Below are 26,568 nucleotides of genomic sequence, written 5' to 3'. Positions count from 1 at the left end.
GGTCGGCTCGCGGACGGTCCCGCCGGGGGACATCGGGTGGTCGTCAGGGATGGCGATGCGGTGGCGACCGCAAGCCGGGCACATTCCCGCATGGGCGACGGCGCCGCGGCGGCCGTTGCGGCCGTGCCTCCGGACCCGGTGGCCCGGCTGGTATCCGGCGCGGCGGGCGCCGCGCCGGAGGTCCCGGGCGTCAGCCCTTCTGGTAGCGGGAGACCGCGTCGTTGATCTCCGCATGCGCGGCGTCGACGCCCTTCCAGCCGTCGATGCGCACCCACTTGCCCTTCTCCAGGTCCTTGTAGTGCTCGAAGAAGTGGGCGATCTGGTCGAGGATCACGGGCGGCAGGTCCTCCGCGGCCTTGACGTTGTCATACATCGGCGTGAGCTTGGAGACCGGCACCGCGAGCAGCTTGGCATCCTCGCCGGACTCGTCGGTCATCTGCAGCACGCCGAGGGGACGGCAGCGCACCACCGAGCCGGTGATGAGCGGGAACGGGGTGACCACGAGCACGTCGGCGGGATCGCCGTCACCGCAGAGGGTCTGCGGGATATAGCCGTAGTTGCAGGGATAGTGCATTGCCGTCGCCATGAAGCGGTCGACGATCATGGCCCCGGAGTCCTTGTCCACCTCGTACTTCACCGGATCGGCGTGGGCCGGGATCTCGATGATGACGTTGATGTCCTCGGGGACGCTCTTGCCCGGGGCGACGTTCTCGTAGCTCATGCTTCCCTCCTGATCACTGGAATGGGGTCCGCACGGCGACCGTGGCCGCCGCGCGCCGGGCCGCGATTATAAAGCACTGAGCCGCCGAGGGCTTCCCCCGGCGGAATTCCCGCCGTCGTACCGCTCAGCCGCCGAAGGGGGCGAGCCGGCGCGGGGCGAGCACGCCGCGTACGCGGGCGTAATCCGGCAGGCCGTTGCGGTAGGGGGGATAGTCCTCGCCAGCGATCAGCGGGCGGAGGTAGCGGCGGCAGGCATCGGTGATATCGAAACCGTCCTCGCTGATGTAGGCCGCCGGCATGCTCGCCTCCCTGTTGGCGACATCCGCGAGCTGGGCCTCGCCGACCTCCCACTGGTAGGGCTCGTCGGAGAGACGGTGGATGGTCGGCATCACCCCGTTGCGGCCGGCGAGCGCCATCTCCACCGCCGCGCGACCGAGGGCGTACGCCTGTTCCACGTCCGTCGCGGAGGCAATGTGGCGCGCGGCACGCTGGAGGTAGTCCGCCACCGCGTAGTGGTACTTGTAGCCGAGTTCCGCCTTGATCAGCGACGCCACCACCGGCGCGACCCCGCCGAGCTGGGTGTGACCGAAGGCGTCGGTGCTGCCCTGGTCGGAGAGGAAGGTGCCGTCGGCATGGCGCACGCCCTCGGAGACCACCACCACACAGTAGCCGTGGCGCTCCACCGCGTCGTGTACCCGCGCCAGGAAGGCCTCGCGGTTGAAGGCCACTTCCGGCAGCAGGATGACGTGGGGCGGGTCGCCCTCTTCCTCGCGGGCCAGCCCCGCGGCCGCGGCGATCCAGCCCGCGTGCCGGCCCATGGTCTCGAGCACGAAGACCTTGGTGGAGGTCTCGGCCATGGAGCGCACGTCGAGCCCGGCCTCCCGGGTGGCCACGGCGATGTACTTGGCCACCGAGCCGAAGCCGGGGCAGGTGTCCGTGCCGGGGAGGTCGTTGTCCACCGTCTTGGGGATGCCGATACAGGTCACCGGGTGGCCCAGGCGCTCGCCGATCTGCGAGACCTTGTAGGCGGTGTCCTGGGAGTCGCCGCCGCCGTTGTAGAAGAAGTAGCCGATGTCGTGGGCCTCGAAGACCTCGATCAGGCGCTCGTACTCGGCGCGGTTCTCCTCCAGGCCCTTGAGCTTGTAGCGTGCCGAGCCGAACGCCCCCGCCGGGGTGTGGCGCAGCGCGGCGATGGTCTCGGCCGACTCCTCGCCGGTGTCGATGAGCTCCTCGTGGAGTGCCCCGAGGATGCCCGCCTTGCCGGCGTAGACGGTGCCGATGGCGTCCGGGTGGGCGCGCGCGGTCTCGATGACGCCACAGGCGGTAGCGTTGATGACGGCGGTCACACCGCCTGACTGGGCATAGAAGGCATTCCTGGCGCTCATGGGCGGGGTACTCCGGTTATCTCGACAGCCGCGTAAGCCGCGGGATTCTACTAAGAAACCGCTCGGCGAATCGATAGTGTCGCCGACCGGCCACCGGTTCCACCGGTCAGGCGGGCCATACGGCGGGCCAGACGAAGAGCAGCGCCAGACCGGCGGCCAGGAGGAGCCCCCGCAGTGGCAGCGGCCGCCGCGCGATGAGGCCGTAGCTCACCGCGGCGAGGGCGACGGCGATACGCAGGAACGCCGCCAGGGCGGCGAGCGGCGTGTCCACCAGCGCCAGAAGCGCCGGGCTCGCCACCATCGCCAGCGGGATGAGGTACAGCCCCACGCCCAGTGCCATGGCGCGCACGGCGACGCGGAGCCAGTTCTCGCCGGCCATCCCGGCGGCGATGAACACCCCGCCGCAGACCGGCGGGGTGATCGTCGAAAGCAGCGCATACCAGAACACGAACAGGTGCGCGAGCAGCGGCGCCACGCCCAGGTCGTGCAGCGCCGGCCCGGCCACCGACACGCAGATGACATAGGCCGCCGTCGTGGGCACCTCCATCCCCAGGGCCAGGCAGGCGAGCGCCGTGAGCACCAGCGCCGGCCAGAGGGTGTCGCCGGACAGCGCCAGTATCGCCGAGGTGATCTTCACGCCCAGCCCGGTCATCCCGAGCACACCGATCACCAGCGAGGCACAGAGAATGATCGAGCCGATCACGGCCACCTGCCGGCCGGCCAGGACCAGCGCCTCGCCGAGACGGCGGAGGAATGCGGTCACCGAGAAACGCAGCCGCGCGTCGAACAGCAGTAGCGCCGCGGCGGTGAAGATCGCGATGCTGGCCGCGTACTGCGGCGTGTTGCCGCCATGGAAGATCCGCTCCAGCAGCACCCCGAAGGGCACGACGAAGAACAGCGAGGTGATCAGCAGCGCCCGCCCGGTGGGGCGCTCGCTGGCGGCCAGGGGGCGCAGGTCGTAACGGCTGGCGAAGGCGTTGAGGCCGAACCAGACGGTCGCGAAGAACAGCAGTGCCGGCAGCACCGCTGCCCCCATGATGCGGGTGTAGGGGATGCCGGTGAGCTCCACCATCACGAACGCCCCCGCCCCCATCAGCGGCGGCATAATCTGGCCGCCCGAGGAGGCCACCGCCTCCACCGCGCCGGCCAGCGAGCGGGGATAGCCGAGGCGGATCATCGAGGGGATGGTCACCGACCCCGTCGACGCCACATTGGCCGAGGCGGAGCCGGATATCGAGCCGAGCAGCGCCGAGGAGACCACCGACACCTTCGCCGCGCCACCGCGCAGGCGCCCGGCCACCGCGCTCGCCAGGTTCATGAAGCCCTGGCCGGCCTCGCCGGCGTTGATCACCGCGCCGAAGATCACGAAGATCGCGACCACGCCCACGCTCACGCCGGTGAGCGAGCCCCAGAGCCCGCCCTCGGCGATCGTCAGCCCACCCACCACGCTGCCCAGGGGCAGGTCCGGATGCCCATACGCCCCGGGGATATAGTGCCCCAGCACCGCATAGAGCAGCGCCAGCGCCGCCACCGCGGGCAGCGGCCAGCCGATCGCGCGGCGGGCCGTCTCCAGCGCCAGCAGCAGCAGGAACACGCCCAGCGCCATCTGGAACGGCCCCTCGATGAAGCCGTACTGATCCAGCAACGCGGACTCGTTGAGCACGATATAACCGCAGGCCGCCACGCCGGCGACCGTGAGCACCCAACCGCTCCAGCGCTGGCGGCGGTTCGAGGCCGCATACACCAGGACCCACGGCAGCACCAGGGCCATGTGGATGGGCCGGGCGATGAGCGCGGGCGCGAGGCCGTAGAAGATCAGCCCCAGGTGGAAGGCCACCGAGACCGCCCCCAGGGCGATCCACCCGGCCCGCACCCCGCCGCCGGCGGCTTGCGTGTCGTTCTCCACTTCCGGCGGTCAGCCGATCAGCGCAGCCGCTCCGGCACCTCGATCCCGGCCTCGTCGTAGTAACGCAACGCCCCCGGATGGAGCTTGCCGGTCATATTGCCGATCATCTCCGGGGTGATGCCCGCCCACCAGCCGGACTCGTCGGCCATGGCCTCGCGGCGCTCCCAGAAGGTGCGGGTGAGGGTGTAGGCGGTCTCCTCGTCCATGCCCGTGGTGGTGTAGGCGATCACCGGCAGGGAGGTGGTCTCCACGTCCTCGTCGATGCCCGCGTAGGTGCCCGCCGGTATGGTCTGGTGGGCCGCACCGGTGCGCTCGATCTGCTCCGGGGTCAGCGAGACCAGGCTGATGTCCAGGCTCGCCGCGGTCTCGATCACGTTGGGCGTGGGGAAGGAGCTGGCGGTGACGAAGCCGTCGATCTGGCCGTTCTTGAGCGCGTCCGGCCCACTGCCGATATCCGCGTCGGCAATGCGGACGTCGTCGGTGAGCTCGAACAGCTCGAGGTAGCGCTGCGCCTCCCGGGCCCCGAAGCTGCCGCGGCCGATGAGGATGTGCTTACCGGCGAGGTCCTTCAGGCCGATGACGCCATCGCCCCCCTTCACCACCCAGTGCATGGTGATCGCCGGAATCGGGAACAGCCCGCGGATCTTGCCGAACGCCGAGGCCGGCCGGCCCTCGAACGGCCCCTTGCCCGCCATCGCCTTGGTCACCAGCGACGGCGGCGTGGTGAACACGTAATTGCCACCGCGGCGCATCACCGCCATGACGTTCTGCACCGAGCCCTGGCTCTCCTCCAGCGTCACGGTAACCGCGCCGTCGGTACCGGCCTTGATGGCCTCGGAGAGCTCCACGCCCATCTGGTAGTAGGCCGTACCGGCGGCGGCGGACTTGTAGGTCACCCGGGTCTGCTGGGCCAGGGCCGGCAGGGCGGCCACGCCGGCGACGAACACCGTGATCGCCGCGAGGGTAAGGCGCCTGAACTTACGCATCGATCTCTCCCGTTAGCATTATCGTTCGGAGTGGGTCGGCCGCTGATTCTGCCGCCGCCCCGCGCAGCGCTCAACCGCCGCGGCAGACATGAAGGCGCGCCGGGAAGCGGTTACCATGCCGGAATCATCGAGTCACCCCGGCGGATCAGGGAGAACGAATGCCGTCGCTGCAACACATCGTCCGCCTGGTCCTGGACATCTGCCTGCTGCGGCGCGGCCCCCAGGACCTGCCGGCGTCCCCGACGCTGCTGGCCGCGACCATGCTGGCCAGCGCGGTCGTGGGCTACCCGACCATGCGCGCCCTGCCGGCGGCGACCGCCACCCCCGGACTGGATGCCGCCTACGGCGTGATCGTGACCTTCGCGTTCACCTACGCTCTGCTGCACGCCTACGGCCTCGGCAACCGCTTCCTGCAAACGGCGACAGCACTCTACGCCACGGACGTGGTGGTCACCGGCCTTGCCCTCATCCTGCTCACCCTGGGCTCGGCGGGCACACCGGTCACCGCGCTGGGCCTGATCGGCCTGATCCTCTGGAACATCGCGATCATCGCGCACATCTTCCGCCACGCCCTGGATACCGTCATCGCGCTCGCCACAGTGTGGGCGCTGGCGCTGGTGATCGGCTCCGGGCTGCTGCTGGAGTGGCTCCATGCCTGACGCACACCTCGACATCCTCGGCATCTGCGGCACGTTCATGGGCGGCATCGCCCTGCTCGCCCGCGAGCGCGGCTACGACGTCACCGGCGCCGACGCCGGCGTCTACCCACCCATGAGCACCATGCTCGAGGACGCGGGCATCGCCCTGCGCGAGGGCTGGGACCCGGCCGCGATGCCCGCGACGGAGGAGGTGGTCATCGGCAACGCCCTCCCCCGGGGCAATCCCAGCGTCGAGGCGGTGCTGGACGACGGCCGGGCCTACACCTCGGGGCCGGAATGGCTCGCCCGCCACATCCTCCACGACCGCTGGGTGCTGGCGGTCGCCGGCACCCACGGCAAGACCACCACCGCGAGCCTGCTCGCCTGGATCCTGGAGTACGCCGGCTACGACCCCGGCTTCCTCATCGGCGGCGTGCCCGGCAACTTCGGGCGCTCGGCACGCCTGGGCAGCGGGCCGTTCTTCGTGATCGAGGCGGACGAGTACGACACCGCGTTCTTCGACAAGCGCAGCAAGTTCGTGCACTTCCGCCCGCGCACCCTGGTGCTCAACAACCTCGAGTACGACCACGCGGACATCTTCCCGGACCTGGCCGCCATCCAGCGCCAGTTCCACCATCTGGTCCGCACCGTGCCCGGCTCCGGGCTGATCCTCGCCAACGGCGACGACGCCGCCCTCGCCGCAACCCTCGCCATGGGCTGCTGGAGCACTCAGGCCCGGTTCGGCACCGGCGCCGCCAACGACTGGCAGCTCCTCGCCGACGGCGACGGCTGGCGGCTGAACGGGGCGGACACCACCGCCTTCACGCCGCCCCTCGCCGGGACCCACAATGCCCGCAACGCCGCGGCGGCGCTGCTCGCCGCCCGCCACGTCGGCGTCCCCCTCGCCGTGGGCGCCGACGCCCTCGCCGACTTCCAGGGCGTGCGCCGCCGCCTGGAGGTCCGCGGCGAGGCCGGCGGCGTACGCGTGATCGACGACTTCGCCCACCACCCCACCGCTATCGAGGCCACCATCGCCGCGCTGCGCACACAGCACGCCGGGCGCATCCTCGCGGTAGCCGAGCCCCGCTCCAATACCATGCGGCTCGGCGTCCACCGGGAACGCCTCAGCGCCAGCCTGAACGGGGCGGACGCCGCCTTCGTACTCCGCCCGGAGGGACTGGAGTGGGATCTCGACGCCGCGCTCGCGCCCCTGGGGGAACGGGCGCACGCCGGTGACGACGTCGACGCCCTGGTCGCCGCCGTCACCGCCGAGGCACGCCCCGGCGACGCCGTGCTGGTGATGAGCAACGGCGGATTTGGGGGCATCCACGAGCGGCTGCTGGCCGCCCTCGCCGACCGAGCGGAGCACCGCGCATGATCGACGACGCCGTCACCGTCGCCATCACCGGGGCCTCCGGGGGGATCTACGGCCTGCGACTGGTCCAGGCCCTGCGCCAGGCGGGCGAGCGGGTCTATCTGCTCATCTCCGAGGCCGGGCGGCTGGTGCTCAAGATGGAGGAGGACCTGGCCCTGCCCGGGCGCAGCAGCGACGTCGGCGCGGTGCTCAGTGAGCACCTCGGCGTCGACGCGGACGGCCTGACCGTCTTCAGCGCCCGGCAGTGGACCGCCCCGGTCGCCTCCGGCTCCGGCGCGCCGCGGCGCATGGTGGTCTGCCCGTGCACCACCGGCAGCCTCGCCCGCATCGCCGCCGGCACCAGCGACGGGCTCATCGAGCGTGCCGCGGACGTCGTGCTCAAGGAGCGCGGCCGACTCGTGCTCGTGCCCCGGGAGACCCCGTTTTCCGAGATCCACCTGGAGAACATGCTCCGGCTGACCCGCATGGGCGCCGTCATGCTCCCGGCAAACCCGGCCTTCTACCATCGCCCCCAGGACGTCGACGCCCTCGTCGACTTCGTCGTCGCCCGCGTCCTCGACCAGCTCGGGGTCGACAATGCCCTCGGCCCGCGCTGGGGACAGGACGGCACGTAGCGGGGATGTCGCACACGGCCCGGGGCCGTGCACGACCTACACGGGTCCGGCCGTAAGCAGGTTGCTCGAAGGCGACCGGGGTTCCTCGGGGAGCGGGCGCGGTTGCCGGTGGACGGAGACCGGAATCGGCCATTCGCGTGGATCGGGCACCGCACACGTGTGCCCCCGCCCTGCCGACAGGCACCCGGCACACGAACGCTGCCCGGGCATGCCGGAGGACACCACCGCCGCTGTCGGTTACCGGGAGCGACAGAGCCGCCGGGCTCACGGCTGCTCAGCGACACGTACGTCTCCGGGGCGCACCCCACAAGGCAACACCGACCCTGATACCGGCGGGACCCTTTTTCCGGGCGCACCATCAAGAGCGCTCAAAATCAACCAGTTAACGCCCCACCAGAAAAAAGGGTCCATCCGGTCTCCGGCGCACTTGTCCGTTGACAATCAACCCGTTACCGCCGGATAGTCCTAGTTCGCTGCCGCGTAGGCAGCTCAGAAAGACACCGCGAGCGAGTGGCTGTCGGACGTCTACGTTCGCTGCCGCGTCGGCAGCGCAGAAAAGGTGGAGGGGCGCCACGGGAAGCTTCGCGCCGTTCGCTGCCGCGTAGGCAGCTCAGAAATATGCCTGCGCGACGACGAGATCCATGAGCTCGTTCGCTGCCGCGTAGGCAGCTCAGAAACCATCTGTCCAGTCCGGATCGCCCAACGGGTCGTTCGCTGCCGCGTAGGCAGCTCAGAAAGCGGCGAGTGAGGCCGCGAGGCGGCTGCCGGAGTTCGCTGCCGCGTAGGCAGCTCAGAAAACGGTGGCGATGAAGCCTCTTTCCAGCGTGTGGTTCGCTGCCGCGTAGGCAGCTCAGAAATCACACGTCTGCGTGTTCGGATCGCACTGCCCGTTCGCTGCCGCGTAGGCAGCTCAGAAAGCGCTGTAGACGTACTCCTCCTCGCCGTAGAGGTTCGCTGCCGCGTAGGCAGCTCAGAAAAGGGTCTCGGTCGGCATCCGCAGGGCCTGGGCGTTCGCTGCCGCGTAGGCAGCTCAGAAATAGGCCTCGACGCGGCCGACGATGCGGTTCACGTTCGCTGCCGCGTAGGCAGCTCAGAAAACCTTCCAGCGGGCGGATACCGGTGGGGGTGGGTTCGCTGCCGCGTAGGCAGCTCAGAAATATAACCGCGGCCGCTGGGAGCGCTTCTCGCGGTTCGCTGCCGCGTAGGCAGCTCAGAAAATCTTGAGTGCGACGCCGAATTTGGCCCCGACGTTCGCTGCCGCGTAGGCAGCTCAGAAAATAGTCGCGGAAATAAGGAAGCCACCATCGCTGTTCGCTGCCGCGTAGGCAGCTCAGAAAAATTGAGTTCCTGGGACACGAGTTCGATGGCTGTTCGCTGCCGCGTAGGCAGCTCAGAAAAACATCGCCTGGAGCTCCTCGGCCGTGAGCTCGTTCGCTGCCGCGTAGGCAGCTCAGAAAGTTGCGATAGAGCACGTCGCGCCCTGCTCGGCGTTCGCTGCCGCGTAGGCAGCTCAGAAACGCAGCCCGATGGCGGGGACACGCAGTCCCGTAGGTCGTGCGCCGAAGGCGTGCGACATCTCAAGCCGAGCCATGCCGGAACGTCGCACACGGCCACAGGCCGTGCACGACCTACCTCCCTGGGGCAGCCGGGCAGAGACGCCCAGCCGTGCGTAGCTCGGCCACCGGCACGGCAGCCGGGGTGAGCGTGCGCAGCACGAAGGGCCAGCCTGGCCGCAGACGCTCATCCGCCGCCGCGACGAGCCACACCGGCGCGTCCACGCCGGCGGCACGCCACCACAGCCACAGCACGCGGCGGTCCGGCCCGTCCACGTCTATCCACACGGCCGCGGGCCATCGCCCCGCCTCCACCCGGGGCAGCACCGGCAGCAGCGCCGGCGAGGGATCGGGACTCAGCCAGCGCAGCGTCGCCTGCAGGGTCCACGCCGGCATCGCCCGCCATCCGGCGGCCTTCAACGCCTCGTCCAGCGCGGCTACCCGCCCCTGCCATATCCGGGTGCCCGGGGATTCCAGCCCGGGCGTCGAGCACAGCGCAGAGGCGGTCACCGGCGTCCGGTCCTGCACGGCGGGATATCGCGCCAGCCCGTCGGGGTAGCTCAGCAGGCCGTTGACCAATGCCCCCACAGTGAGCGCTGGCACGGCGACGGTCAGCACGCGGCGGCGCAGCCCGGGCGGGCAGCGCCCGGGGCCGAGCAGTGCCGGCAGGCCGCCGCCCACCACGCCCAGGGCCAGGCCGGCCACCAGGTCCCGGGGCCAGTGCACGCCGAGACCCAGGCGGGTCAACGACACGGTCACCGCGAAAATGCCGGCGGCGGCGAACAGCCAGCGCCGCCCCCGCCAGGCCGGCGGTGCCACCAGGACCGCCGTGGCGACGACGAACACCGCGATCCCGTAGCTGTGACCGCTGGGAAAGGCAAAGCCGAACGCCTCGCCGGTGAGCGCGCCGGGCCTCGGCGCTGCATAGAGCGCTTTAAGGACGTAGCCGAGCGCGACCGTGCCGGCGACCGACCCTGCGTACACCGCCGCCGCCCGTCCCCGGCGGGCGATGGCCAGTGTCGCCGTCACCGCAGCCGCGGCGATGGCAACGGCGAGCGTGCTGCCGAGCTGTGTCACCAGCCACAGGAGTATCCGCAGGAGGGCACTGCGATGGGCATCGAGGACGTCGAGGACGTCCTGTTCCCACCCGGCCGGCAGCGGATACCGGAGCGCGACGCCCTGGGTCACCAACAGCGTCACCAGCGCCACCAGCCAGAGCATGCCGGCTGGGTGACGCAGGCCGCGCAGCGGCCGGGCCCCGGGCCGGCGATGGAGCAGGCGCACGGCGGTGCGACGGAACACCGGCCGTAGCCAACCCGGCAGCCGCCATGCCAGCCACGCGAGGATCAGCGCTGCCACTACCAGGGTCACCAGCCGGGTGGCCACGCTCGCGGCCACCGCGAGGGAGGCCCCGAAGACCATGCCCGGGAGGAGATAGGCGGGCGCCCAGGCCAGCGCCGACGCCACGTTGACCAGCAGGAACCGGCCCCCGGGCATGTCCAGCATGCCCGCGACCGCGGGGATGATGGGGCGCACGGGTCCCACGAAGCGCCCGAGCAGCACGCCCTTGCCGCCGTGGGCGGCGAAGAAGCGCACCCCGCGTTCGAGCAGATCGGGATGGCGGGAGAAGGGCCAGCGCCGGCGCAGCGCGCCGCCGTAGTAGCGCCCGATCCAGAAGCTCAGGCCATCGCCGGCGATCGCGCCGACCACGGACCACGCATACAGCGGCCAGAACGGCAGATGGCCGGTCCCCACCAGGGCACCGGCGGCGAACATCGCCAGCGCCCCGGGGACGAACAGCCCCACGAGCGCCAGCGACTCCGCGAACGCCACCAGCCCGATGAGCGGACCGGCCCAGTGGGCATGGGCCGCGACCCATGCCAGGACCGGCGTCAGCCACTCCACCGCGCCGCAGCCCCAGGCCGGTCAGAGCCCGGCGAAGACGCGTTCCGCCGCCTTGAGCGTGTGCCCGATCGCCGCCTCGTCGTGGGCGGTGGAGACGAACGCGGCCTCGAACGCCGACGGCGCCAGGTACACGCCCGCGTCGAGCATGCCGTGGAAGAAGCGCTTGAACCGCTCAGCGTCGCACGCGGCGACGTCGTCGAAGCCGGTCACCGACTCGGCGTCGGTGAAAAACAGGCCCATCATCGTCCCCACCTGGTTGGTGGTGAACGGCACGCCCGCTGCCCGGGCGCGCTCACGCAGGCCCTGGGTGAGCTGCCGGGCGGTCTCCTCTGCCCCCGCCCAGGCACCCTCGCGGGCGAGCACGTCCAGCGTCGCGATACCGGCGGCCATGGCCACCGGATTACCGGAAAGCGTACCGGCCTGGTAGACCGGGCCCTCCGGGGCAAGGTGGGACATCACCTCGCCGCGGCCGCCCACGGCGCCCACCGGCATGCCGCCGCCGATGACCTTGCCCAGACAGGTGAGATCCGGGGTCACGCCGTAGTGGGCCTGGGCCCCGCCCGGGGCGACCCGGAAACCGGTCATGACCTCGTCGAAGACCAGCAGCGCGCCACTGTCATCGCACAGCCCGCGCAGCCCCTCGAGGAAGCCGGGGACCGGGGGCACGCAGTTCATGTTGCCCGCCACCGGCTCGACCATCACCGCGGCGATCTCGTCACCGTAGCGGCTGAAGACCTCGCGGGCGGCCTCGATGTCGTTGTAGGGCACGGTCAGCGTGCCCGCCACCACGTCCGCCGGGACGCCCGGCGAGCCCGGGATCCCCAGGGTCAGCACCCCGGAACCGGCCTCGACCAGCAACGGGTCGACGTGGCCGTGGTAATTGCCCTGGAACTTCACGATACGATCCCGCCCGGTATAGCCGCGGGCAAGGCGCAGGGCGCTCATGGTCGCCTCGGTGCCGGAGTTGACCATGCGGATGCGCTCGATGGAGGGCACCAGCGACTTCACCCGGCGGGCGAGCTCGGTCTCGGCCACGGTGGGCGCACCGAAGCTCAGGCCACGGGCCGCCGCCTGCTGCACCGCGTCCACCACCTCGGGATGGGCGTGCCCCACCGCCAGCGGGCCATAGGAAAGGACGTAGTCCACGTAGCGGCGGCCGTCCTCGTCCTCGATCCACGCGCCCTCGCCCCGGCGCATGAACGGCGGATCGCCGCCGACGGAACGGAACGCCCGCACCGCGGAATTGACCCCGCCCACGAGGTGCTCGCGGGCCTCGGCGAAAAGCTCGGAGGAACGGCTCATAGTCTCGGTTTCCCAAACGCTGGATCCATGTGTCACCGACCACCGCCCGGTGGCGGCCCGTCCGGTCCGGCGGGCCCCCACGGGGCGGCGATCGCGCTGGCCGCCAGCCGCCTGGCGGCGGCGGCGACATCCGGTGCGGCAAACACCGCGCTGATCACCGCCACGGCATCGGCACCCGCCGCGATGACCTCACCGGCATTGTCCGCATCGATACCGCCGATGCCCACCACCGGCACCGAAAGCCGGCGGCGGGCCTGGGCGAACAGCGACAGCGGGGCGCGCACGGCATCCGGCTTTACCTGCGAGGGGTAGACACTGCCGAAGGCGACGTAGTCCGCCCCGGCGGCCTCCGCCTCCACGGCCATGCCGAACTCGTTGTAGCACGACACCCCGATAACCGCGTCCGGCCCCAGCCGGCTGCGCGCCTCGGCGATCCCGCCGTCCTCCCGGCCGATGTGCACGCCGTCGGCGCCGCTATCCGCGGCAAGCGCCACGTCGTCGTTGATCAGGCACAACGCGCCCGCCGCGCGGCAGACATCGACGACCGCGGTGGCCTCGGCCTGACGCCGCGCCCGGTCATCGCCCTTGTCGCGATACTGCACCACCCGCGCGCCGCCGCGCAGGGCAGCGGATACGGACTCGATCAGGCGCTCCGGGGGCTGCATCCCCGCATCGGTGATGACATAAAGTCCACGGATCAGGGGAGCTGGGCTCATGCGATGCACCACGCTGTCGTCAGGCCGTCGTGGGCCCGAGTGTACTGCCCTGCGCGCGCGACGGCGAGCGCTCCACCCGCGTCGGACGGGCACAGCTGTGGCATTACCCGTGACCGGGTTAGTAAGCTGCCCGGCTGTCAGTTCCACCCAGGATACCCCTCAATGGAATACCGAGCGTTCATGTGCGTCGTCTGCGGCTGGATCTACGAGGAGGAGCAGGGCCTGCCCGAGGCGGGTATCGAACCCGGCACCCGCTGGGAGGACATACCCGAGGATTTCACCTGTCCGGAGTGCGGTGCGGGCAAGCAGGATTTCGAGATGATCGAGATCTAGATCGCGCCGGGCCTCGGGGACCTTCGCGCACGCCACAAGTCCCGGCGCCGGTATCGACGCACGGACACGCGGGCATGTCAGCGAATCGCTTCAGGATGAGCGGGACGGTGGTACATGGCCGGCGCCCGTGACCTCCGCAGACCGTTGCCGGACCGGGGTCCGGCAACACGCGTGAGCACGGGCCAGCGCCGCCCGGGACGGCTGGTCCGCGACGGCACTCACTGACCGGCCAGCCACGGCATGACCGCGCTGACCAGGGGGCTGCCGCTCACGGCCACCGCGGCCAGCACCAGCACAACCGCCAGACCGACCACAAACCGCCGCCGGGGCGGCTTGGGACGCACCCGCGGCCCATTGCTCACCGGCGGGGCCGGCGCCCGCGCCTCAAACCGCGGTGCGGGTCTGGCCGCCTCCGAATCGCCGGCGGGGGCGGTGGAAACACCGGCGCCACCGGATGCCTTCACCGCGGCACCGTTATCAGCGGACCCGCCGTCCGCCGCGGGGGCCCCCGTGATAGTGGCGCCATCCGGGCGCTGGGCCACGCGGCGATCGACGTTGAGGCCGGCAAGCAGGTGCTCCGCCTCACCGGGACTCACGGATTCCGGCGGCGAACCGGCGGCCTCCTGCGCCTGCTCGGCCTTCTCGTGGGCACCAAGCGAGCGATCACCCTCGATCAGGGTGAACTCATCGGCAAGGTCGTCGCCGAAGGTCACCTCCTGCTGGCCCCAGCCCATCTTCAGCTCGGCCTGGTGCCGGCGCCGGCTCTCCGCGCGCTGGGGCTCCGGGGCGGCGACCCGCTCCTCGGCCTGGCGCTCGCGCAGCCGCGCCTCCAGGGTCTTGCGCCGCTGCTCCGAGGCCTTGAAGCCACGGCGCAGCCGCGACATCTGCTCGTGCCATCGGGCCTCGGTGCGGCGGTGTTGCGCCTTGAGATCATCGTAGACGCGCTCGAGCTCCCGCCGCTCGGCACGCTCCGTGTCCAGCCGGGTCTGCAGCGCGCGGACCTCACGGTCGAGACGGACCAGCTCGGAGGCGGGCGCCTGCCCGGCCGCCTCGGCCTCCTCCTGATCGCGCACCAGGGTGGCATAGCGGCGCTGTGCCTGCTCCGCCTCGCGACGGACCGCGGCCAGCTCGTCGGCCAGCCTTGCCGCCTCCTCCTCGGCGCGTTTGCGCCGCCCGGCCGCATCGGCCTGGCTGCGCACCATCTCCGCCTCGGAACGCTGCCGCAGCGCCTCGAGCTCGCCCCGGTAATAGGCCGCCATCTCGTCGACGCGCGCCCGCGCCTCGGCCAGCTCCGCACGCAGCCGGGCGATCACCGTCGGCGAGGATTCGGCCGTGGCCGTTTGGCTCATCCCTGTTCTCCCCCACCAGACCAACGTCAGCCAGGGGCGGTCAGTAGCCCTCGCAGTCCGTTACCGGCCTAAAGGCCCCGTCGGACAGCCGCCCCACACACGTTTCGTTACCCCCGCCGGGGTGGAGTGTCAACTCTCGCCAGCCGGGAGGCCTGATATCCAGCGCGAATTCCCCGCTGAGCGGTGCAAACTGAATGCACGTAGATGGCGCCCCTAGCAGCCTCACGCCCCCGTACCACCCTTCAAAGGCCTGATGAATGTGTCCCCAAATGACGACAGCCGGCCGTCCGCAGGCGCCCAGCCGGGCGAGCAGGGCCTCGCCGTCGGCAAGGGCGATCCCGTCCAGCCAGCGCGCACCGACGGCAACCGGCGGATGATGGACCGCGACGAGCACCGGCGTGGCCGCGGCGGCGAGATGGCCGTCCAGCCGCTCCAGCTGGGCTGCTCCCAGCCTTCCCCAGGGCTCGCCGGGGACGTGGGAATCGAGGGCGATCACCTGCCAGCCCCCGATGGAGACACTCTCGCGCCAGGTCACCGGCGCCTCGGCAAAGCAACGGGCCATCGCCACCGGGTCGTCGTGGTTGCCGGGGATGACCAGTGCGGGGACACCGGAGTCCGCGAGCCAGCCGCGAAGCCGCTCATAGCCGGCGGCACTGCCGTCGTGGACGAGGTCGCCGGTCGCGACGATGAGGTCCGGCGCCTCCCCGGCCAGGGCGGCATCAAGCACCGCCCGTGCACTCCCGGAGGTAGGCACGCCCGCGAGATCCGCGGCCGGATCCGCGTAGAGGTGGGTGTCGCTGACCTGGAGGACCCGGAGCGGCTTGACGCCCCCCGGGGGCTCTGATGTGTTGTCGCTCATCGAGGTAACCCGGACACGGCAGTCATGAGTAATCGTACCATCGGGATCGACGACACCCTCCTCGACTACCTCCTGCGCGAGGGCGTACGCGAGCTGCCGGTGCAGCGCGAGCTCCGCGAGGCCACCGCCCGCCTGCCCCAGGCCGGCATGCAGGTGGCCCCGGAGGAAGCGGCACTACTGGCGATGCTCGTGCGTCTGACCGGCGCCCGGCGTGTCATCGAGGTGGGGACCTTCACCGGCTACAGCGCCCTGGCGATGGCGCTCGCCATGCCCGAGGACGGCCGGCTGGTGGCCTGCGACCGCAGCCGCGAATGGACCGACATGGCGCAACGCTACTGGGAAAGCGCCGGGGTCGACGGGCGCATCGAGCTGCGCCTGGGGGCCGCCGCCACCACCCTTGACGAGCTCCTCGCCGAGGGTGGCGCCCGGCGGCACGACCTGGTGTTCATCGACGCCGACAAGTCCGGCTATTCGGGCTATTATGAACAGGCATTGAGGCTGCTCCGTCCGGGCGGTCTGGTGGTGGTGGACAATACGCTCTGGCACGGCCGCGTGGTCGATCCCGCCCGCCGCGACGAGGACACCCGGGCGATACGCGCCTTCAACCGCCGGCTGCACGAGGACGAGCGCATCGACCTGTGCCTGGTGCCGGTGGCGGACGGCGTCACTCTGGCCAGAAAGCGCTGACCGGGCGCATTACCCGCGAGGTCTGCCCGCCCATGCCAAGAGCCCCGTTACTGCCCCTGCTGCTGCTTACACTGACGACCCTCGCGGGCTGCGCCACGACTCCGGCCGGCGGTTCGAGCATGGCCGAGGGACGGGAGGCCTGGCTCGCCGGGGATTACCGGCGAGCGCTGCCGCCGCTCTACCAGGCGGCGCGGGCGGGCAATCCGCGGGCGCAGTACGCGCTGGGCTACATGTACTACTACGGCCAGGGGGTGGTGGCGGACTCCGGGCAGGCGGTGCAGTGGATCCGGCGCGCGGCACGGGCCGGCGACCCCCTCGCCGTGGAGGCGCTGGGACGGCTCGCCGGGAGCGTGACCCTCGATGAACGCACCCGCAGCAGCCCGGCCACGGACGACACCGCGGAGCCGGACAGGCCGGCCCCCGGCGAACCGGATGCCCCCCCGCCGCCCGCGACGACGGAATAGAGACGCGGGGCGGGCACCGTCGCCCAGGGGCGCGGCGGCGCCGTTCGATAGACCGCGGGAGACAGGAGCCGTCCACGCCTGCGGCATAAAGCGTCTCTGAGCGCGCCTCCGGCGGGATGCCGGCTGCCAGGAGCAGCCGACCTACTGGTCCCGGCCCACGGCGTGGCATTGCCGTTAACGGGGATGACGACAGACCGCCGGCAACCGCACGGGACGTCGCACACCTGCGGTGCGCGACCTACAGCCCTGCTAGGCATAGCCAACACCCGTCCGGCCGCGCCCCCGGGTAGGTCGGGCACGGCCGCAGGCCGTGTGCGACTTCGCCCCGACGCTCCGGCCCCGCTCGTCACGTGCCCGACCACGCCCGGGGCGCCGGGCGAAGGGCCACGCGGGACGGGAGACGTCGCACGCCTGTGGCGCGCGACCTACGCGTAGCGAAGACTCCCGGGCCCCGCCGAGACCGGACTAGAAGTCCAGGCGCAGGCCGACGTGGACGGAGGAGTCCAGCGTCTCGGTGTCATCGGTCTTGCCGTTGCCGACGCGGACATTGCGGTAACCGAGATACGCGTGGGCGTTCTTCAGTACCAGGTACTCCGCACGCACACCGACCTCGGTGTAATGATCGACATCGCCCCCGGAGGTCACGTCCGGCGCGAAGTAGCCGTGGCCGGCGAAGGCGAGGCGGTTCCACTGCGGCGCGGTCCACTCAAAGCGCCCGCCGAGCCCCACCGCTGCGCCGTCGGCGTCACGGCGGTCGAGGTCCGCGTAGAACAGCTTCCCGCCGATGCCCACGTTCAGGGCACCACGGCCCGCCGCGGCGTCGTTCACCATGAGCAGCCCGGCACCGAGGACGTCGCCGTTGTCCTGGTGGTGGAGCCAGTCGGCGTTCACCTCCAGGCCGTCCCCGGACTGGAGCTGGTGGCGGCCGCCAAAGCGGAGGGCGTCGTCGCTGAGATTGAGGTCCAGCGAGGACGCCGTCGCCGCCGCGCTGGCGAGCAGCGTCGAGGTCAGTGCGACCGCGCGAACTGCATTCTTCATCGATTCACTCCTGGGATACGTAATTTTGGGTGTTCCCCTCCCCCTCCTGTCCGCTGACACAGCGTATGACGGAAAGGTTTCGGAACACAGGGGGACAATCCCGCCCGGGGGCCGGCGGCGCGGGACTGTCATGCATCCGGCGACAGTGCCTCTCCCGCTGCGCCCGACCGGCGACGCATACGGAAGACGAGCTCGTCGAGGGCGGTGAGACCGCGCTCGCGGAAACGCTCGTTGGCCGCCAGCGCCGGCTCGCAGGCGAGCCGCTCGATCTCGAACGCCCCGCCCAGGAGGCCCTCGACCTCATCGGCGGGCACGGAGAACGGCGGGCCCTTCATCTCGGACTGATCGTAGTCGAGGGTTATCAGCAGGCCCCGCGTGCCGTCCGGAAGGATGCGGGCGAGATGCTCCGCGTAGCCCGGGCGCATGTGCGGCGGCAGGGCGATGAGCGCGGCACGGTCGTAGACGGCGGCAACGTCCGCGAGATCACTCGCGCGCAGATCGAAGAAATCGCCCTCGTAGAGGGTGACGCCACCGGCGCGCCAGCTCGGGATACGCCCCTCGTGACGCTCCGGCTGCCAGCCCTGCTCGGCGAAAAAGCGCTCAATGGCGGTCGCCGAGAGCTCGATGCCCACGACCTCGTGGCCGAGCCCGGCGAGCCAGGCCATGTCCAGGCTGGCACCGCACAACGGCACAAACACCCGCGCCGGCGGCGCGACACCGAGCTCCGGCCAGTAACGCCGCAGCCAGGGGTTGATATCCGACTGGTGGAAACCGATCTGCCCGCGCTCCCAGCGCTCGTGCCAGAATGCCGTATCCATAGGGGCCTTCCTCTGTTACCCAACCGTTCAGGCGCTGTAGCCCGTTCTCACTCGCTGCGTGTCGGGACACGATCCCGGCGATCCAGCCGGGACACCGCTCGGTGACGCGGACGTGGGGGCCCGACCTTCCCCCGGTGGCAGTGGCTGCCGCCCCCGCAGGCGCGGGGTACAATGGCCTTAGTTTACTAACCCGGCCGCCGGGATTGTCACGCGTCAGCGCGCCCGCGGATCCGGTCGCGGCTGTCGGGACACCCGCCGGGCAGCGACGGGACAGACAGACGACCGCGCCGGCCGGCCGGTGGTTCCGGCAATGCTCCGCCGGGGTGCGTCCGCACGGTTTCCGCCCATGGGCCCGGGATAGAGCCCGCGCACCTGGGACGATCCGCGCACGGCCCCTCATGCGTGCGGCAAAGCCCGCACCCGGCCCGATGGGAGGTGGCCGTACGGATGACCGGCCCGGCAATACCCCACACGCTTTCCCCGGCCCGGCTGACCACACGGCTCGCCGGGATACTGCTGGCACCGCTGCTGCTCGTCGCCTGCGCCGGGGCGGCATGGCAGGTACTGTCAACGGCGGACTTCGGCTATCCGGTGCTCTACCGCTGGCTCGACATCCAGGCGCACATCGCCGAGTACGGGCCACAGAACCGCTACCGCAATGGCTTCGAAACGCTCACCCCGGAGACACACCAGGCCCTGTTCGGTGCGATACTGGACGCGGTGAACCACGGCGGCAAAGGGCTCGGGCGCATCCGCTACCGCCCGGCGGGCAGCGCCCGTAGCATACCGATGCTGCGCGCCCCGGAGATCGCGCACCTGCGGCTGGTCGCCGCCGGCGTACAGCGGTTTCTACAGGTGGCGGTCGCCGCAGCGATCCTCGCCGCGGCGGCAACGCTCTGGCTCGCCGCGGCAGGCCACGTACCACCGGCACGGACACTGCTGCTCTCCCTGGCGGTCGGGCTGGCCCTGGTCGCCGCGGCGACAGCGGCGATGTTCGATGCCGGCGGGGGCGGCTGGTTCTCGAGACTGCACGAATGGGTGTTTCCCGCCGGGCATCAGTGGTTCTTCTACTACCAGGAGTCGCTGATGACCACGCTGATGAAGGCGCCGGCCATCTTCGGACCGATGGCCGCGGCACTGGCCGCTGTCACCACCGTCCTGACCGGGCTGGTGCTGGCAGCCGTGGTGGCGACGCTCTCACTGGTGCAGGCCATTCACAGGCGTTGACGGGACAGGATTCATGAGCGAAGGGATGAACGCGGCCGCCGACGGACAGACCCTGCTCCAGCGGCTTCGAGACACGCTCGGCAAGACGGCCGTGGTCACGCAGCCCGAGGCGCTGGCGCCCTACCTCCACGAGCGCCGGGGACTGTTCCAGGGCCGGTGCCTCGCGGTGCTGCGGCCGGGCGACACCGACGGGGTCGCCGAGGCCGTGCGCCAGTGTGCTGACGCCGGCGTGAGCGTCGTCCCCCAGGGCGGCAATACCGGGCTCTGCGGGGGCGCCGCGCCGGATACGTCCGGCCACCAGGTGATCCTCTCGCTGGAGCGCCTCGACCGGGTGCGCGCCGTCGACCCGGTGGGCCATACCATCACCGTGGAGGCCGGCTGCACCCTGGCGGAGGTGCAGCGCGCCGCCGTCGGGGCGGACCGCCTCTTCCCCCTGAGCTACGCCGCCGAGGCGGAATGCCGCATCGGCGGCAACCTCTCGACGAACGCCGGCGGCATGAACGTCCTGCGCTACGGCAACGCGCGGGACCTCACCCTCGGTCTGGAGGTGGTGCTGGCCGACGGCCGCGTATGGAACGGCCTGCACGCCCTGCGCAAGGACAACAGCGGCTACGATCTCAAGGACCTGTTCATCGGCGCCGAGGGGACGCTGGGCATCATCACCGCCGCGGTGCTCCGTCTCTATCCCCGCCCACGCCACCACGCCACCGCCCTGGTGGCGGTGGACGGCCCGGCCGACGCGCTGGCGCTGCTCGCCCTACTGCGTGGCGAGACCGGCGACGCGCTCACCGCGTTCGAGCTCATGGCGGAGCGGCCGGTGGCCTTCGCCCTGCGCCACGGCGAGGGCTGCCACGACCCGTTCCCGGCACGCTGGCCCTGGTACGTCCTCCTCGACGTCACCAGCTCGCGCCGCCGCGACGACCTGCCCGGGCTGCTCGAGGCCGCCCTGGACGGCGCCCCACACCTCGCGCGGGACTACCGCATCGCCGCCGAGGCGGACGGCCGTGCCGCCCTCTGGGCCCTGCGCAACAGCATCCCCGGGGCACAACGCCGCGAAGGGGCCAGCATCAAGCACGACGTCTCCGTCCCCCTGCCGGCGATCCCGGCGTTCCTGGAACGGGCCACGGCAACGGTAACCGAGCGGCTGCCGGGCATCCGCCCCTGCCCCTTCGGCCACGTCGGCGACGGCAACATCCACTTCAACCTGAGCCAGCCGACGGACATGGACCCGACGGCCTTCCTGGCACGCTGGGACGAATTCAACCGCCTGGTGCACGACATCGTGGCGGAGCTGGACGGCTCCTTCGCCGCCGAGCACGGCGTCGGACAGCTCAAGCCCGGCGAGGTGGAGCGCCTCAAGCCCGCGGTCGAGCGGGACATGATGTGGGGCATCAAGGACGCCCTGGACCCGGGGAACCGCCTCAACCCGGGCAAGGTCGTACCGCCGCGCACGCGCTGAACCGGCGGGTGACTGCTGGCTGCGCGTGTCGGCTGCCAGGAGCAGCCGACCTACTGATGCCCGACGGTGGCAGGTCACCCAGCGGAAGACCCGTGGGTCGTGCACGGCCGCGGGCCGTGTGCGACGCCTTCAATGACCGAGCCGGAATGTCGCACGCCTGCGGCGCACGACCTACAGCGCAGGCCCGCCGGTGAGGGTCACGCAGGTTGGCTGCTCATGGCAGCCAACATCCCCGCGTGCAACACCGGAAACCCCGGCCGCGAGGAGCTGTCGGTCCACGAAAGATCAGGCGGGGAGGATCGGGAAAGGCGGGAAGGATCGATCAGCCGACGGGCCGGCGGGATGCCGGCCCGTCGATGGCGTGGCCTCAGGCCTTCTTGACCCAGGCGGAGCACCAGCCCTGGGTATTCACCCGCTTGCCGGGGAAGGCGCTGCAGGGGCCCCAGTCGGCGTTCGGGTCGCCGGTGTAGAGCTGGCAGTTGGCGCAGTGCGCCCCTTCCTGGTGAGCGGGGTTGTCCGTGGTGGTGTAGTCGTGGGTATAGCTCAGGGCCTGAGCGGCCGGATCGTCCTCGGCCAGCTTCGGCATGTCGCTCTGCGCGTGGGCCTTGCGCCCGACCATCAGCGTGCTCAGCGGCACCGCCGCGGCACCCAGGAGTCCGGCACGCAGGAAGCGACGACGGCTTTCGTCATGATGATTCTGGGACATAGCTGTCTCCTTACGTCTTGCGGGTAATTCGGGACCGGTTTTGCCCGGCCTCTGTTGATTCCTGCCCCTGCCCCCGTCGCCGGTCGACTCTGCTGGTCGCTAAGGCATGGCTGTCGCTATATCCGACTCGCTCTGTAATCCCGGCTGGGCGTCAATGTAACGCCTTTGCGGGGTGACGTCACGCTTGAGGCTTGGCAACACAATAGGTTGCAACACAAATAACAATGATTATTATTTATGTTCAGGATGCGAAGGAGGGACAGCGATGAGTTACCGCATTGACGCCCGACTGAACGGCTCGAACCCCCAGCTCGAGGTTCGCGACGCGGATTCGGGCACCGTACGACTGCTATGGGAGTACCCCCGGGAGCTGGAAGACAGCAGCGACCCCCTGGCCCGGGAGCTGGCCATCGAGGAGCTGTTCCGACGGTTGTTCCTGCTGACGACCAAGGACCGCCTGCGCCGGCAGTAGGCGCCCCGGAGACGAACGCGCCCAACGGCGCGCCACCGGCCCCGGGTCCTCGGGGCCGGTGGCGGCCGGGTCAGGCGGTGGCGCGGGCGCGCACGCCGCCGGTAAACGCCCGGGCGAGACGGATCGTCGTCTCGTGCGGGATCTTGCCGATGGGCGCCAGGCTCACACCGACCGGCAGCCCTGGCGCACGGCGCGCACGGTGGGCACTGATCTCCTGCCACGTCCGCTCGATGTGCTCGATGGAACGGTCGGTGACGCCTTCGCCGTCCCCGACGAGCCATTCCTCGAGCTCCGGGGAAATGCTCACGCCGAGCCAGTGCAGGAAGCGGATATTCCGCGGCCCCTTCACCGGGCACATGGTCAGCAGCAGCTCCGGCGGCGTCTCCGGCAGACCGTTATCGACCAGCGCGTCCACCAGGTCCGTGAACTCGTGGGCGTGATAGATGATCTGCGTGGTAAAGAAGTCCACGCCCGTCGCCATCTTGCGACGCATCCGGTCGGCCTCGCCATCCCGTGTGGGGATGCAGATGTTGCCGACCCGCAGGCCGGGCTCGGCGATCGCCTTACGGATCATCTCGTTGGCCTCGGGCACGGACGGCCCGGGGTAGTCCACCCCGCTCTTCTCGCCGCCGACGAGGACGAACTGGCGCACGCCGTACTCCTCCCACGTCTCGCGGAACCAGTCCGCCTGCTCCTCGCGGGTGAGATGCACGACGACACGGTTGATCATCGACTCGATGCCCAGCTCGTCGCGAATCCGGCGGGCCAGGACCCGGGGCTCCATGCGCGGCTCGAAGGGGCGCTTGCGCTCGCCCTTGTCGCTCTTGGAGCTCTCCTCACGGATCTCGGGAATGTTCACGGCGTCGAGACCGACCGCCTCGTTAATGGTCGCGACCTTCTCCAGCGCGGCCTCGACGCCGGCCTCGCTCTCCCGCAGTACGGGCGGGACGACCTCCAGGTGCAGCCCGGCGGGCCGCGTGTCCAGGTTTTTCGGCTGCGTCACGCGTTTCCCCCCTGTATGCTTCGTTAACAGGACACCGCCGCCACGCGTTGCGCAGGCCGGCTGCCGGGCGATCTCCTCACCCCGGCGCCATCGACGGTGTAAATGGATCCGCCTGATATGGCGAAATCAGCTTGATCAGTCTCGGGCGGGAACCCGGGAAGGTCAAGGTTTTTGTGAGTTTCATGAATGCCCCGAATCCGCAAAGTGAAACATTTTCATATTAACGGGAGGCATAGCATGCCCGCGATCCGCCTGCTTACCCTCGCCTGTCTCGCCCTGGTTCTCGGCGCCTGCACGCAGAAACCGCAGTCGCTGGAGCTCTCGCTGAACCCGCCGGAACCGGCCGCGAGCGTCTCCGGCGGCCCGGCCGTCGCTCTCGAGACCGTGGACCGCCGTCCGGACAAGACGCTCGGCACCGTGGCGAGCTACAACGACAAGGGCGATGCCCCGATCACGACGGATCAGGACGTCGCCTACGTGCTCAAAGTCGCCACCGGCGAAACGCTCAAGCGCGCCGGCTTTCAGCCGGAGCTGTGGTCCGACAGTGCCTCTCCGCGACTGATCATCGAGATCACGACGCTGAATCATGAGGTCACGGCCGACATCCCCCGCCGGCTCCGCACCGAGGTGACGCTGACCGCCCGTGCCTGGCGCGGCGGGGAGCGTTTCACCGCGAAAGCCACGGCCTCCCACGAGAGCCGCATGGCGACGGCCCCGGGCCCCGAGCGCAATGCCAGTGAGATCGAGCGCGGACTGCGCGACGCCCTGCGCCAGCTCTTCGACCAGCGGCTGGTGGACTTCCTGGCGGGCCGGGGCTGAACCCGACCCGACTGCGCTGGCGTGTCGAATCGGCGGGATGTCGGCTGCCAGGAGCAGCTGACCGACGGCACTGCACCGGCGTGTCAAATTGCAACAGTCGTCGGCCTCCGACCTACCGGAAAGCTACCGGAAACGGTACCCCGGCACACCGCCGGCGATCTCGTGTAGGTCGTGCACGGCCACGGGCCGTGTGCGACGGCTGCCCTGCCGGCAGGCGGAAACGGCTCGCGCGCGCAGACCTCCGGCACCTAGGAGGCAACCTTGTGTCGGCTGCCAGGAGCAGCCGACCTACGGGCGCTGCTGCCCCCGAACCCGCGGGTCACCGCCGGCAGCCATGAGCAGCCGGCCTCGTATGTTTCCGCAGCGGAAGACCGGGAGGTCGTGCACGGCCGCGGGCCGTGTGCGACGTCCTCAATGACCGAGCCGGAATGTCGCACGCCTGCGGCGCACGACCTACCGCACAGGCCCGGCGGTGGCAGGCCACGTAGGTTGGCTGCTCCCGGCAGCCAACATCCCGTCCTGCGGCGCTGGCAGCGCCGACTGCCTTGATAGATCGGGGAGACGCGACACGCCTGCCCGATGCGATTCCCTTCGGGACAACGCCCCCACCGGCGCATGCCGGGTTACCATCTGTTAAATGGTCAACGGAGCACATCCGGAGGTCTACGCCTTGCGTCTGTCAGACGACACAGTGGCCCTGATTCGCAGGGTCGTCCGCGAAGAGGCCGGCCCCAATGCCCGGGTGCTCCTGTTTGGTTCACGATTACGGGACGAGCGTCGCGGCGGGGACATCGATCTGCTGGTCGAGGTCGACACGCCGCGGTCGAGAACCCGGCGTGGCTTGTCGCCGGCATTTCCGGCCGCCTGACTCGACTCACCGGCGGGCGCGAGGTCGACGTCGTGCTCAGCGCCCCCAATCTGCAGCGCAGCACCATTCATGCGCGGGCAGCGAACGAAGGGCGACAGCTATGACGACCCGGCCGGACAATATCGAGCGCCTTCAATTCCTCGCCCGGGTCGTCCAGCGGGAAAGCGACCACCTTGCAACGACTGACCGCCGCGTGTTCGACAGACCCTTCTCCACGGAGCGGGCACGCGATCTCGACAACGACATCGACGAGGCCGAACGCGTGGAGGCGTTCGTCAGCCGTTTCGCGCGCCTGCAGGACACGCTCGGCGACAAACTGCTCCCCGCCTATCTCGCCGCCCTGGGGGAGCGCAAAGGAGCACTCCTGGATAACCTCGACCGGGCCGAGCGACTTGAGCTGGTCCCATCGGCGGACGAATGGTTCCGCCTTCGCAAGCGCCGCAACCCGATGGTGGACGAATACACCGAGGACGCCGCCATACTCGCCAGCGCCCTCCAGACCGGCCACGAATTCGTCTCCACGCTGACGAACACCGCTACCCGCCTGCTCCAGGCGCTGGCCGGCCGCGGCTGGCTCAGCGATGGGCCTCCTTGACGCTGGGCACGGCGCTGTTGAACCGGATCCCCATGCCCGAGGCACGGACATAGCAGACCACCGCCGGAATCCGGCGGGGCATGGGCCGCTCCGCGACGGCGGAGTACAGCTGCACCTCCACCTTCAGCCCGGGCCAGAGCATGATCCGCCCGGGGCGCAGGCCGATGCCGGCACGATTCACGTCCCGCGTGCGGTACTCGCCCAGCCGCCGCCCGCGGAGATAGACCGCGACCCGCAGATCGGCCTCCACCCGCCCCAATCGCCGCCGATGCCGCCCCTTCTCACGGGCCATCCGCCCATCCTCCCGATTCGCGCCACCACCCTTTCGCGTTCAATCAGAAGATAACGAGTAACACGCTATAGGAGGTGGTCCAACCGGCGGTCAGCCGCCGAACGGTGCCAGCGGGGGCACCGGAGGTTACCGGCCTTGCGGGGCATCTTCTGTCGGCTCCCGAGCCCAGCCGACCTACAGCCCCGCTGCGGCCCGGCGCGGCCGGCCACGCGCCACGGCCCCCGGCCCGTCGCACCCGGCCGTCGGGTGGGCCCTCCCCTGCGCTCCGGGCCCCTCTCCCGTCACGGGAGAGGGGTTGGGGAGAGGGCGTGCTCCGGCACGTAAGTGAGCTGGTCTACTTTTCGTGGACACCTCGTTAGGTGGGATGATCTTGCCCAAGACGAGGAGAACAGCCATGGCGCGCGAACGGCGCAAGTTCACGGCGGAATACAAGCAGCGGATTGCCCGGCTGGTGGTGGACGACGGGCTGAGGGTGGTTG

Annotated in this window: 26 protein-coding genes and 1 CRISPR repeat array; of the genes, 12 read left to right on the top strand and 14 right to left on the bottom strand. The window is 70.5% G+C overall.

The annotated features are described in order from the left end of the window. Positions 1-190 precede the first annotated feature (190 nt). The 4 genes from ppa to ACEZHJ_RS07795 form a co-directional block, all read right to left on the bottom strand. Positions 191-721, bottom strand: coding sequence for an inorganic diphosphatase (gene ppa / locus ACEZHJ_RS07810; RefSeq protein WP_018719578.1), 531 nt, complete (start codon positions 719-721; stop codon positions 191-193). Positions 722-845: 124 nt separating this feature from the next. Beyond that, positions 846-2,105: a 6-phosphofructokinase gene (locus ACEZHJ_RS07805; RefSeq protein ID WP_018719577.1), complete on the bottom strand. Its 1,260-nt coding sequence runs from the start codon at positions 2,103-2,105 to the stop codon at positions 846-848. A 106-nt stretch (positions 2,106-2,211) separates the two neighbouring features. Next, positions 2,212-4,011: a TRAP transporter fused permease subunit gene (locus tag ACEZHJ_RS07800; protein WP_259201175.1), complete on the bottom strand. Its 1,800-nt coding sequence runs from the start codon at positions 4,009-4,011 to the stop codon at positions 2,212-2,214. Between the two features lie 17 nt (positions 4,012-4,028). Beyond that, entirely contained in the window at positions 4,029-4,997 is a 969-nt protein-coding gene (locus tag ACEZHJ_RS07795; protein WP_018719575.1) for a TAXI family TRAP transporter solute-binding subunit, read from the bottom strand. A 158-nt stretch (positions 4,998-5,155) separates the two neighbouring features. On the opposite strand from ACEZHJ_RS07795, the gene ACEZHJ_RS07790 reads away from it, so the two are divergent. The 3 genes from ACEZHJ_RS07790 to ACEZHJ_RS07780 are packed head-to-tail and all read left to right on the top strand — an operon-like array spanning position 5,156 to position 7,624. Further along, positions 5,156-5,656: a hypothetical protein gene (locus tag ACEZHJ_RS07790; RefSeq protein WP_018719574.1), complete on the top strand. Its 501-nt coding sequence runs from the start codon at positions 5,156-5,158 to the stop codon at positions 5,654-5,656. After that, entirely contained in the window at positions 5,649-7,013 is a 1,365-nt protein-coding gene (mpl, locus tag ACEZHJ_RS07785) for a UDP-N-acetylmuramate:L-alanyl-gamma-D-glutamyl-meso-diaminopimelate ligase (RefSeq protein ID WP_375036398.1), read from the top strand. The genes ACEZHJ_RS07790 and mpl overlap by 8 nt, the downstream gene beginning before the upstream one ends. Next, on the top strand, positions 7,010-7,624 hold the full coding sequence (locus ACEZHJ_RS07780) for a UbiX family flavin prenyltransferase (protein WP_018719572.1): 615 nt from the start codon (positions 7,010-7,012) through the stop codon (positions 7,622-7,624). The genes mpl and ACEZHJ_RS07780 overlap by 4 nt, the downstream gene beginning before the upstream one ends. Before the next feature lie 468 nt (positions 7,625-8,092). Beyond that, positions 8,093-9,141: direct repeats of the CRISPR family, unit length 28 nt; unit sequence GTTCGCTGCCGCGTAGGCAGCTCAGAAA. Between the two features lie 111 nt (positions 9,142-9,252). Here the strand turns inward: ACEZHJ_RS07780 and ACEZHJ_RS07775 are convergent. Genes ACEZHJ_RS07775 through thiE form a run of 3 tightly spaced genes read right to left on the bottom strand, consistent with a single transcriptional unit; the run spans position 9,253 to position 13,100 of the window. Next, complete coding sequence (locus tag ACEZHJ_RS07775; RefSeq protein WP_163140577.1) at positions 9,253-11,082, bottom strand: VTT domain-containing protein; 1,830 nt, start codon at positions 11,080-11,082, stop codon at positions 9,253-9,255. A 21-nt stretch (positions 11,083-11,103) separates the two neighbouring features. After that, positions 11,104-12,384, bottom strand: a complete 1,281-nt coding sequence (gene hemL, locus ACEZHJ_RS07770) for a glutamate-1-semialdehyde 2,1-aminomutase (protein ID WP_018719739.1) — start codon at positions 12,382-12,384, stop codon at positions 11,104-11,106. Positions 12,385-12,416: 32 nt separating this feature from the next. After that, entirely contained in the window at positions 12,417-13,100 is a 684-nt protein-coding gene (thiE, locus tag ACEZHJ_RS07765) for a thiamine phosphate synthase (RefSeq protein WP_051088269.1), read from the bottom strand. A gap of 162 nt (positions 13,101-13,262) precedes the next feature. On the opposite strand from thiE, the gene ACEZHJ_RS07760 reads away from it, so the two are divergent. Then, positions 13,263-13,433: a rubredoxin gene (locus ACEZHJ_RS07760; protein WP_018719737.1), complete on the top strand. Its 171-nt coding sequence runs from the start codon at positions 13,263-13,265 to the stop codon at positions 13,431-13,433. A 218-nt stretch (positions 13,434-13,651) separates the two neighbouring features. On the opposite strand, the gene ACEZHJ_RS07755 is transcribed toward ACEZHJ_RS07760, so the two are convergent. Further along, complete coding sequence (locus ACEZHJ_RS07755; RefSeq protein ID WP_259201128.1) at positions 13,652-14,782, bottom strand: hypothetical protein; 1,131 nt, start codon at positions 14,780-14,782, stop codon at positions 13,652-13,654. A 40-nt stretch (positions 14,783-14,822) separates the two neighbouring features. Then, positions 14,823-15,641, bottom strand: coding sequence for a metallophosphoesterase (locus ACEZHJ_RS07750; protein ID WP_375036397.1), 819 nt, complete (start codon positions 15,639-15,641; stop codon positions 14,823-14,825). Positions 15,642-15,665: 24 nt separating this feature from the next. Here ACEZHJ_RS07750 and ACEZHJ_RS07745 point away from each other — a divergent pair, with 24 nt between their 5' ends. Together ACEZHJ_RS07745 and ACEZHJ_RS07740 are read left to right on the top strand one after the other, a co-directional pair. After that, on the top strand, positions 15,666-16,328 hold the full coding sequence (locus ACEZHJ_RS07745; protein WP_018719734.1) for an O-methyltransferase: 663 nt from the start codon (positions 15,666-15,668) through the stop codon (positions 16,326-16,328). A 119-nt stretch (positions 16,329-16,447) separates the two neighbouring features. After that, positions 16,448-16,792, top strand: coding sequence for a tetratricopeptide repeat protein (locus tag ACEZHJ_RS07740; RefSeq protein ID WP_375036396.1), 345 nt, complete (start codon positions 16,448-16,450; stop codon positions 16,790-16,792). Positions 16,793-17,257: 465 nt separating this feature from the next. Here the strand turns inward: ACEZHJ_RS07740 and ACEZHJ_RS07735 are convergent, their stop codons facing one another. Continuing rightward, a complete protein-coding gene (locus ACEZHJ_RS07735) occupies positions 17,258-17,830 on the bottom strand; it encodes a YfaZ family outer membrane protein (protein WP_163140573.1) in 573 nt (190 codons plus the stop codon). 128 nt (positions 17,831-17,958) lie between these two features. Then, a complete protein-coding gene (locus ACEZHJ_RS07730; RefSeq protein ID WP_018719731.1) occupies positions 17,959-18,648 on the bottom strand; it encodes a thiopurine S-methyltransferase in 690 nt (229 codons plus the stop codon). 447 nt (positions 18,649-19,095) lie between these two features. On the opposite strand from ACEZHJ_RS07730, the gene ACEZHJ_RS07725 reads away from it, so the two are divergent. Together ACEZHJ_RS07725 and ACEZHJ_RS07720 are read left to right on the top strand one after the other, a co-directional pair. After that, complete coding sequence (locus ACEZHJ_RS07725; protein WP_018719730.1) at positions 19,096-19,875, top strand: hypothetical protein; 780 nt, start codon at positions 19,096-19,098, stop codon at positions 19,873-19,875. Positions 19,876-19,888: 13 nt separating this feature from the next. Beyond that, positions 19,889-21,334: an FAD-binding oxidoreductase gene (locus ACEZHJ_RS07720; RefSeq protein WP_375036395.1), complete on the top strand. Its 1,446-nt coding sequence runs from the start codon at positions 19,889-19,891 to the stop codon at positions 21,332-21,334. Positions 21,335-21,701: 367 nt separating this feature from the next. On the opposite strand, the gene ACEZHJ_RS07715 is transcribed toward ACEZHJ_RS07720, so the two are convergent. After that, positions 21,702-22,040: a high-potential iron-sulfur protein gene (locus ACEZHJ_RS07715; RefSeq protein WP_018719728.1), complete on the bottom strand. Its 339-nt coding sequence runs from the start codon at positions 22,038-22,040 to the stop codon at positions 21,702-21,704. A 265-nt stretch (positions 22,041-22,305) separates the two neighbouring features. Here ACEZHJ_RS07715 and ACEZHJ_RS07710 point away from each other — a divergent pair, with 265 nt between their 5' ends. Further along, the gene (locus ACEZHJ_RS07710; RefSeq protein WP_018719727.1) at positions 22,306-22,512 is read left to right on the top strand and encodes a hypothetical protein; all 207 of its coding nucleotides are present in this window, start codon (positions 22,306-22,308) and stop codon (positions 22,510-22,512) included. A gap of 70 nt (positions 22,513-22,582) precedes the next feature. Here the strand turns inward: ACEZHJ_RS07710 and ACEZHJ_RS07705 are convergent, their stop codons facing one another. Then, entirely contained in the window at positions 22,583-23,515 is a 933-nt protein-coding gene (locus tag ACEZHJ_RS07705; RefSeq protein WP_018719726.1) for a methylenetetrahydrofolate reductase, read from the bottom strand. A 237-nt stretch (positions 23,516-23,752) separates the two neighbouring features. Here ACEZHJ_RS07705 and ACEZHJ_RS07700 point away from each other — a divergent pair, with 237 nt between their 5' ends. The 3 genes from ACEZHJ_RS07700 to ACEZHJ_RS07690 all read left to right on the top strand — a co-directional run bounded on the left by ACEZHJ_RS07700 (position 23,753) and on the right by ACEZHJ_RS07690 (position 25,797). Further along, a complete protein-coding gene (locus ACEZHJ_RS07700; protein WP_018719725.1) occupies positions 23,753-24,334 on the top strand; it encodes a YajG family lipoprotein in 582 nt (193 codons plus the stop codon). 637 nt (positions 24,335-24,971) lie between these two features. Continuing rightward, positions 24,972-25,202: a nucleotidyltransferase domain-containing protein gene (locus ACEZHJ_RS07695; protein ID WP_240466364.1), complete on the top strand. Its 231-nt coding sequence runs from the start codon at positions 24,972-24,974 to the stop codon at positions 25,200-25,202. A gap of 100 nt (positions 25,203-25,302) precedes the next feature. Continuing rightward, positions 25,303-25,797 (top strand): hypothetical protein, encoded by a 495-nt coding sequence (locus ACEZHJ_RS07690; RefSeq protein WP_163143714.1) that lies wholly within the window; start codon positions 25,303-25,305, stop codon positions 25,795-25,797. Here the strand turns inward: ACEZHJ_RS07690 and ACEZHJ_RS07685 are convergent. Next, positions 25,778-26,089 (bottom strand): hypothetical protein, encoded by a 312-nt coding sequence (locus tag ACEZHJ_RS07685; RefSeq protein WP_018716291.1) that lies wholly within the window; start codon positions 26,087-26,089, stop codon positions 25,778-25,780. The genes ACEZHJ_RS07690 and ACEZHJ_RS07685 overlap by 20 nt on opposite strands. Positions 26,090-26,568 lie beyond the last annotated feature (479 nt).

The organism is Arhodomonas sp. KWT2 (assembly GCF_041949875.1).
GTDB lineage: Bacteria > Pseudomonadota > Gammaproteobacteria > Nitrococcales > Nitrococcaceae > Arhodomonas > Arhodomonas aquaeolei.
Note: the sequence above shows the minus strand (reverse complement) of the source record. Positions and strands in the feature narration are given on the sequence as shown.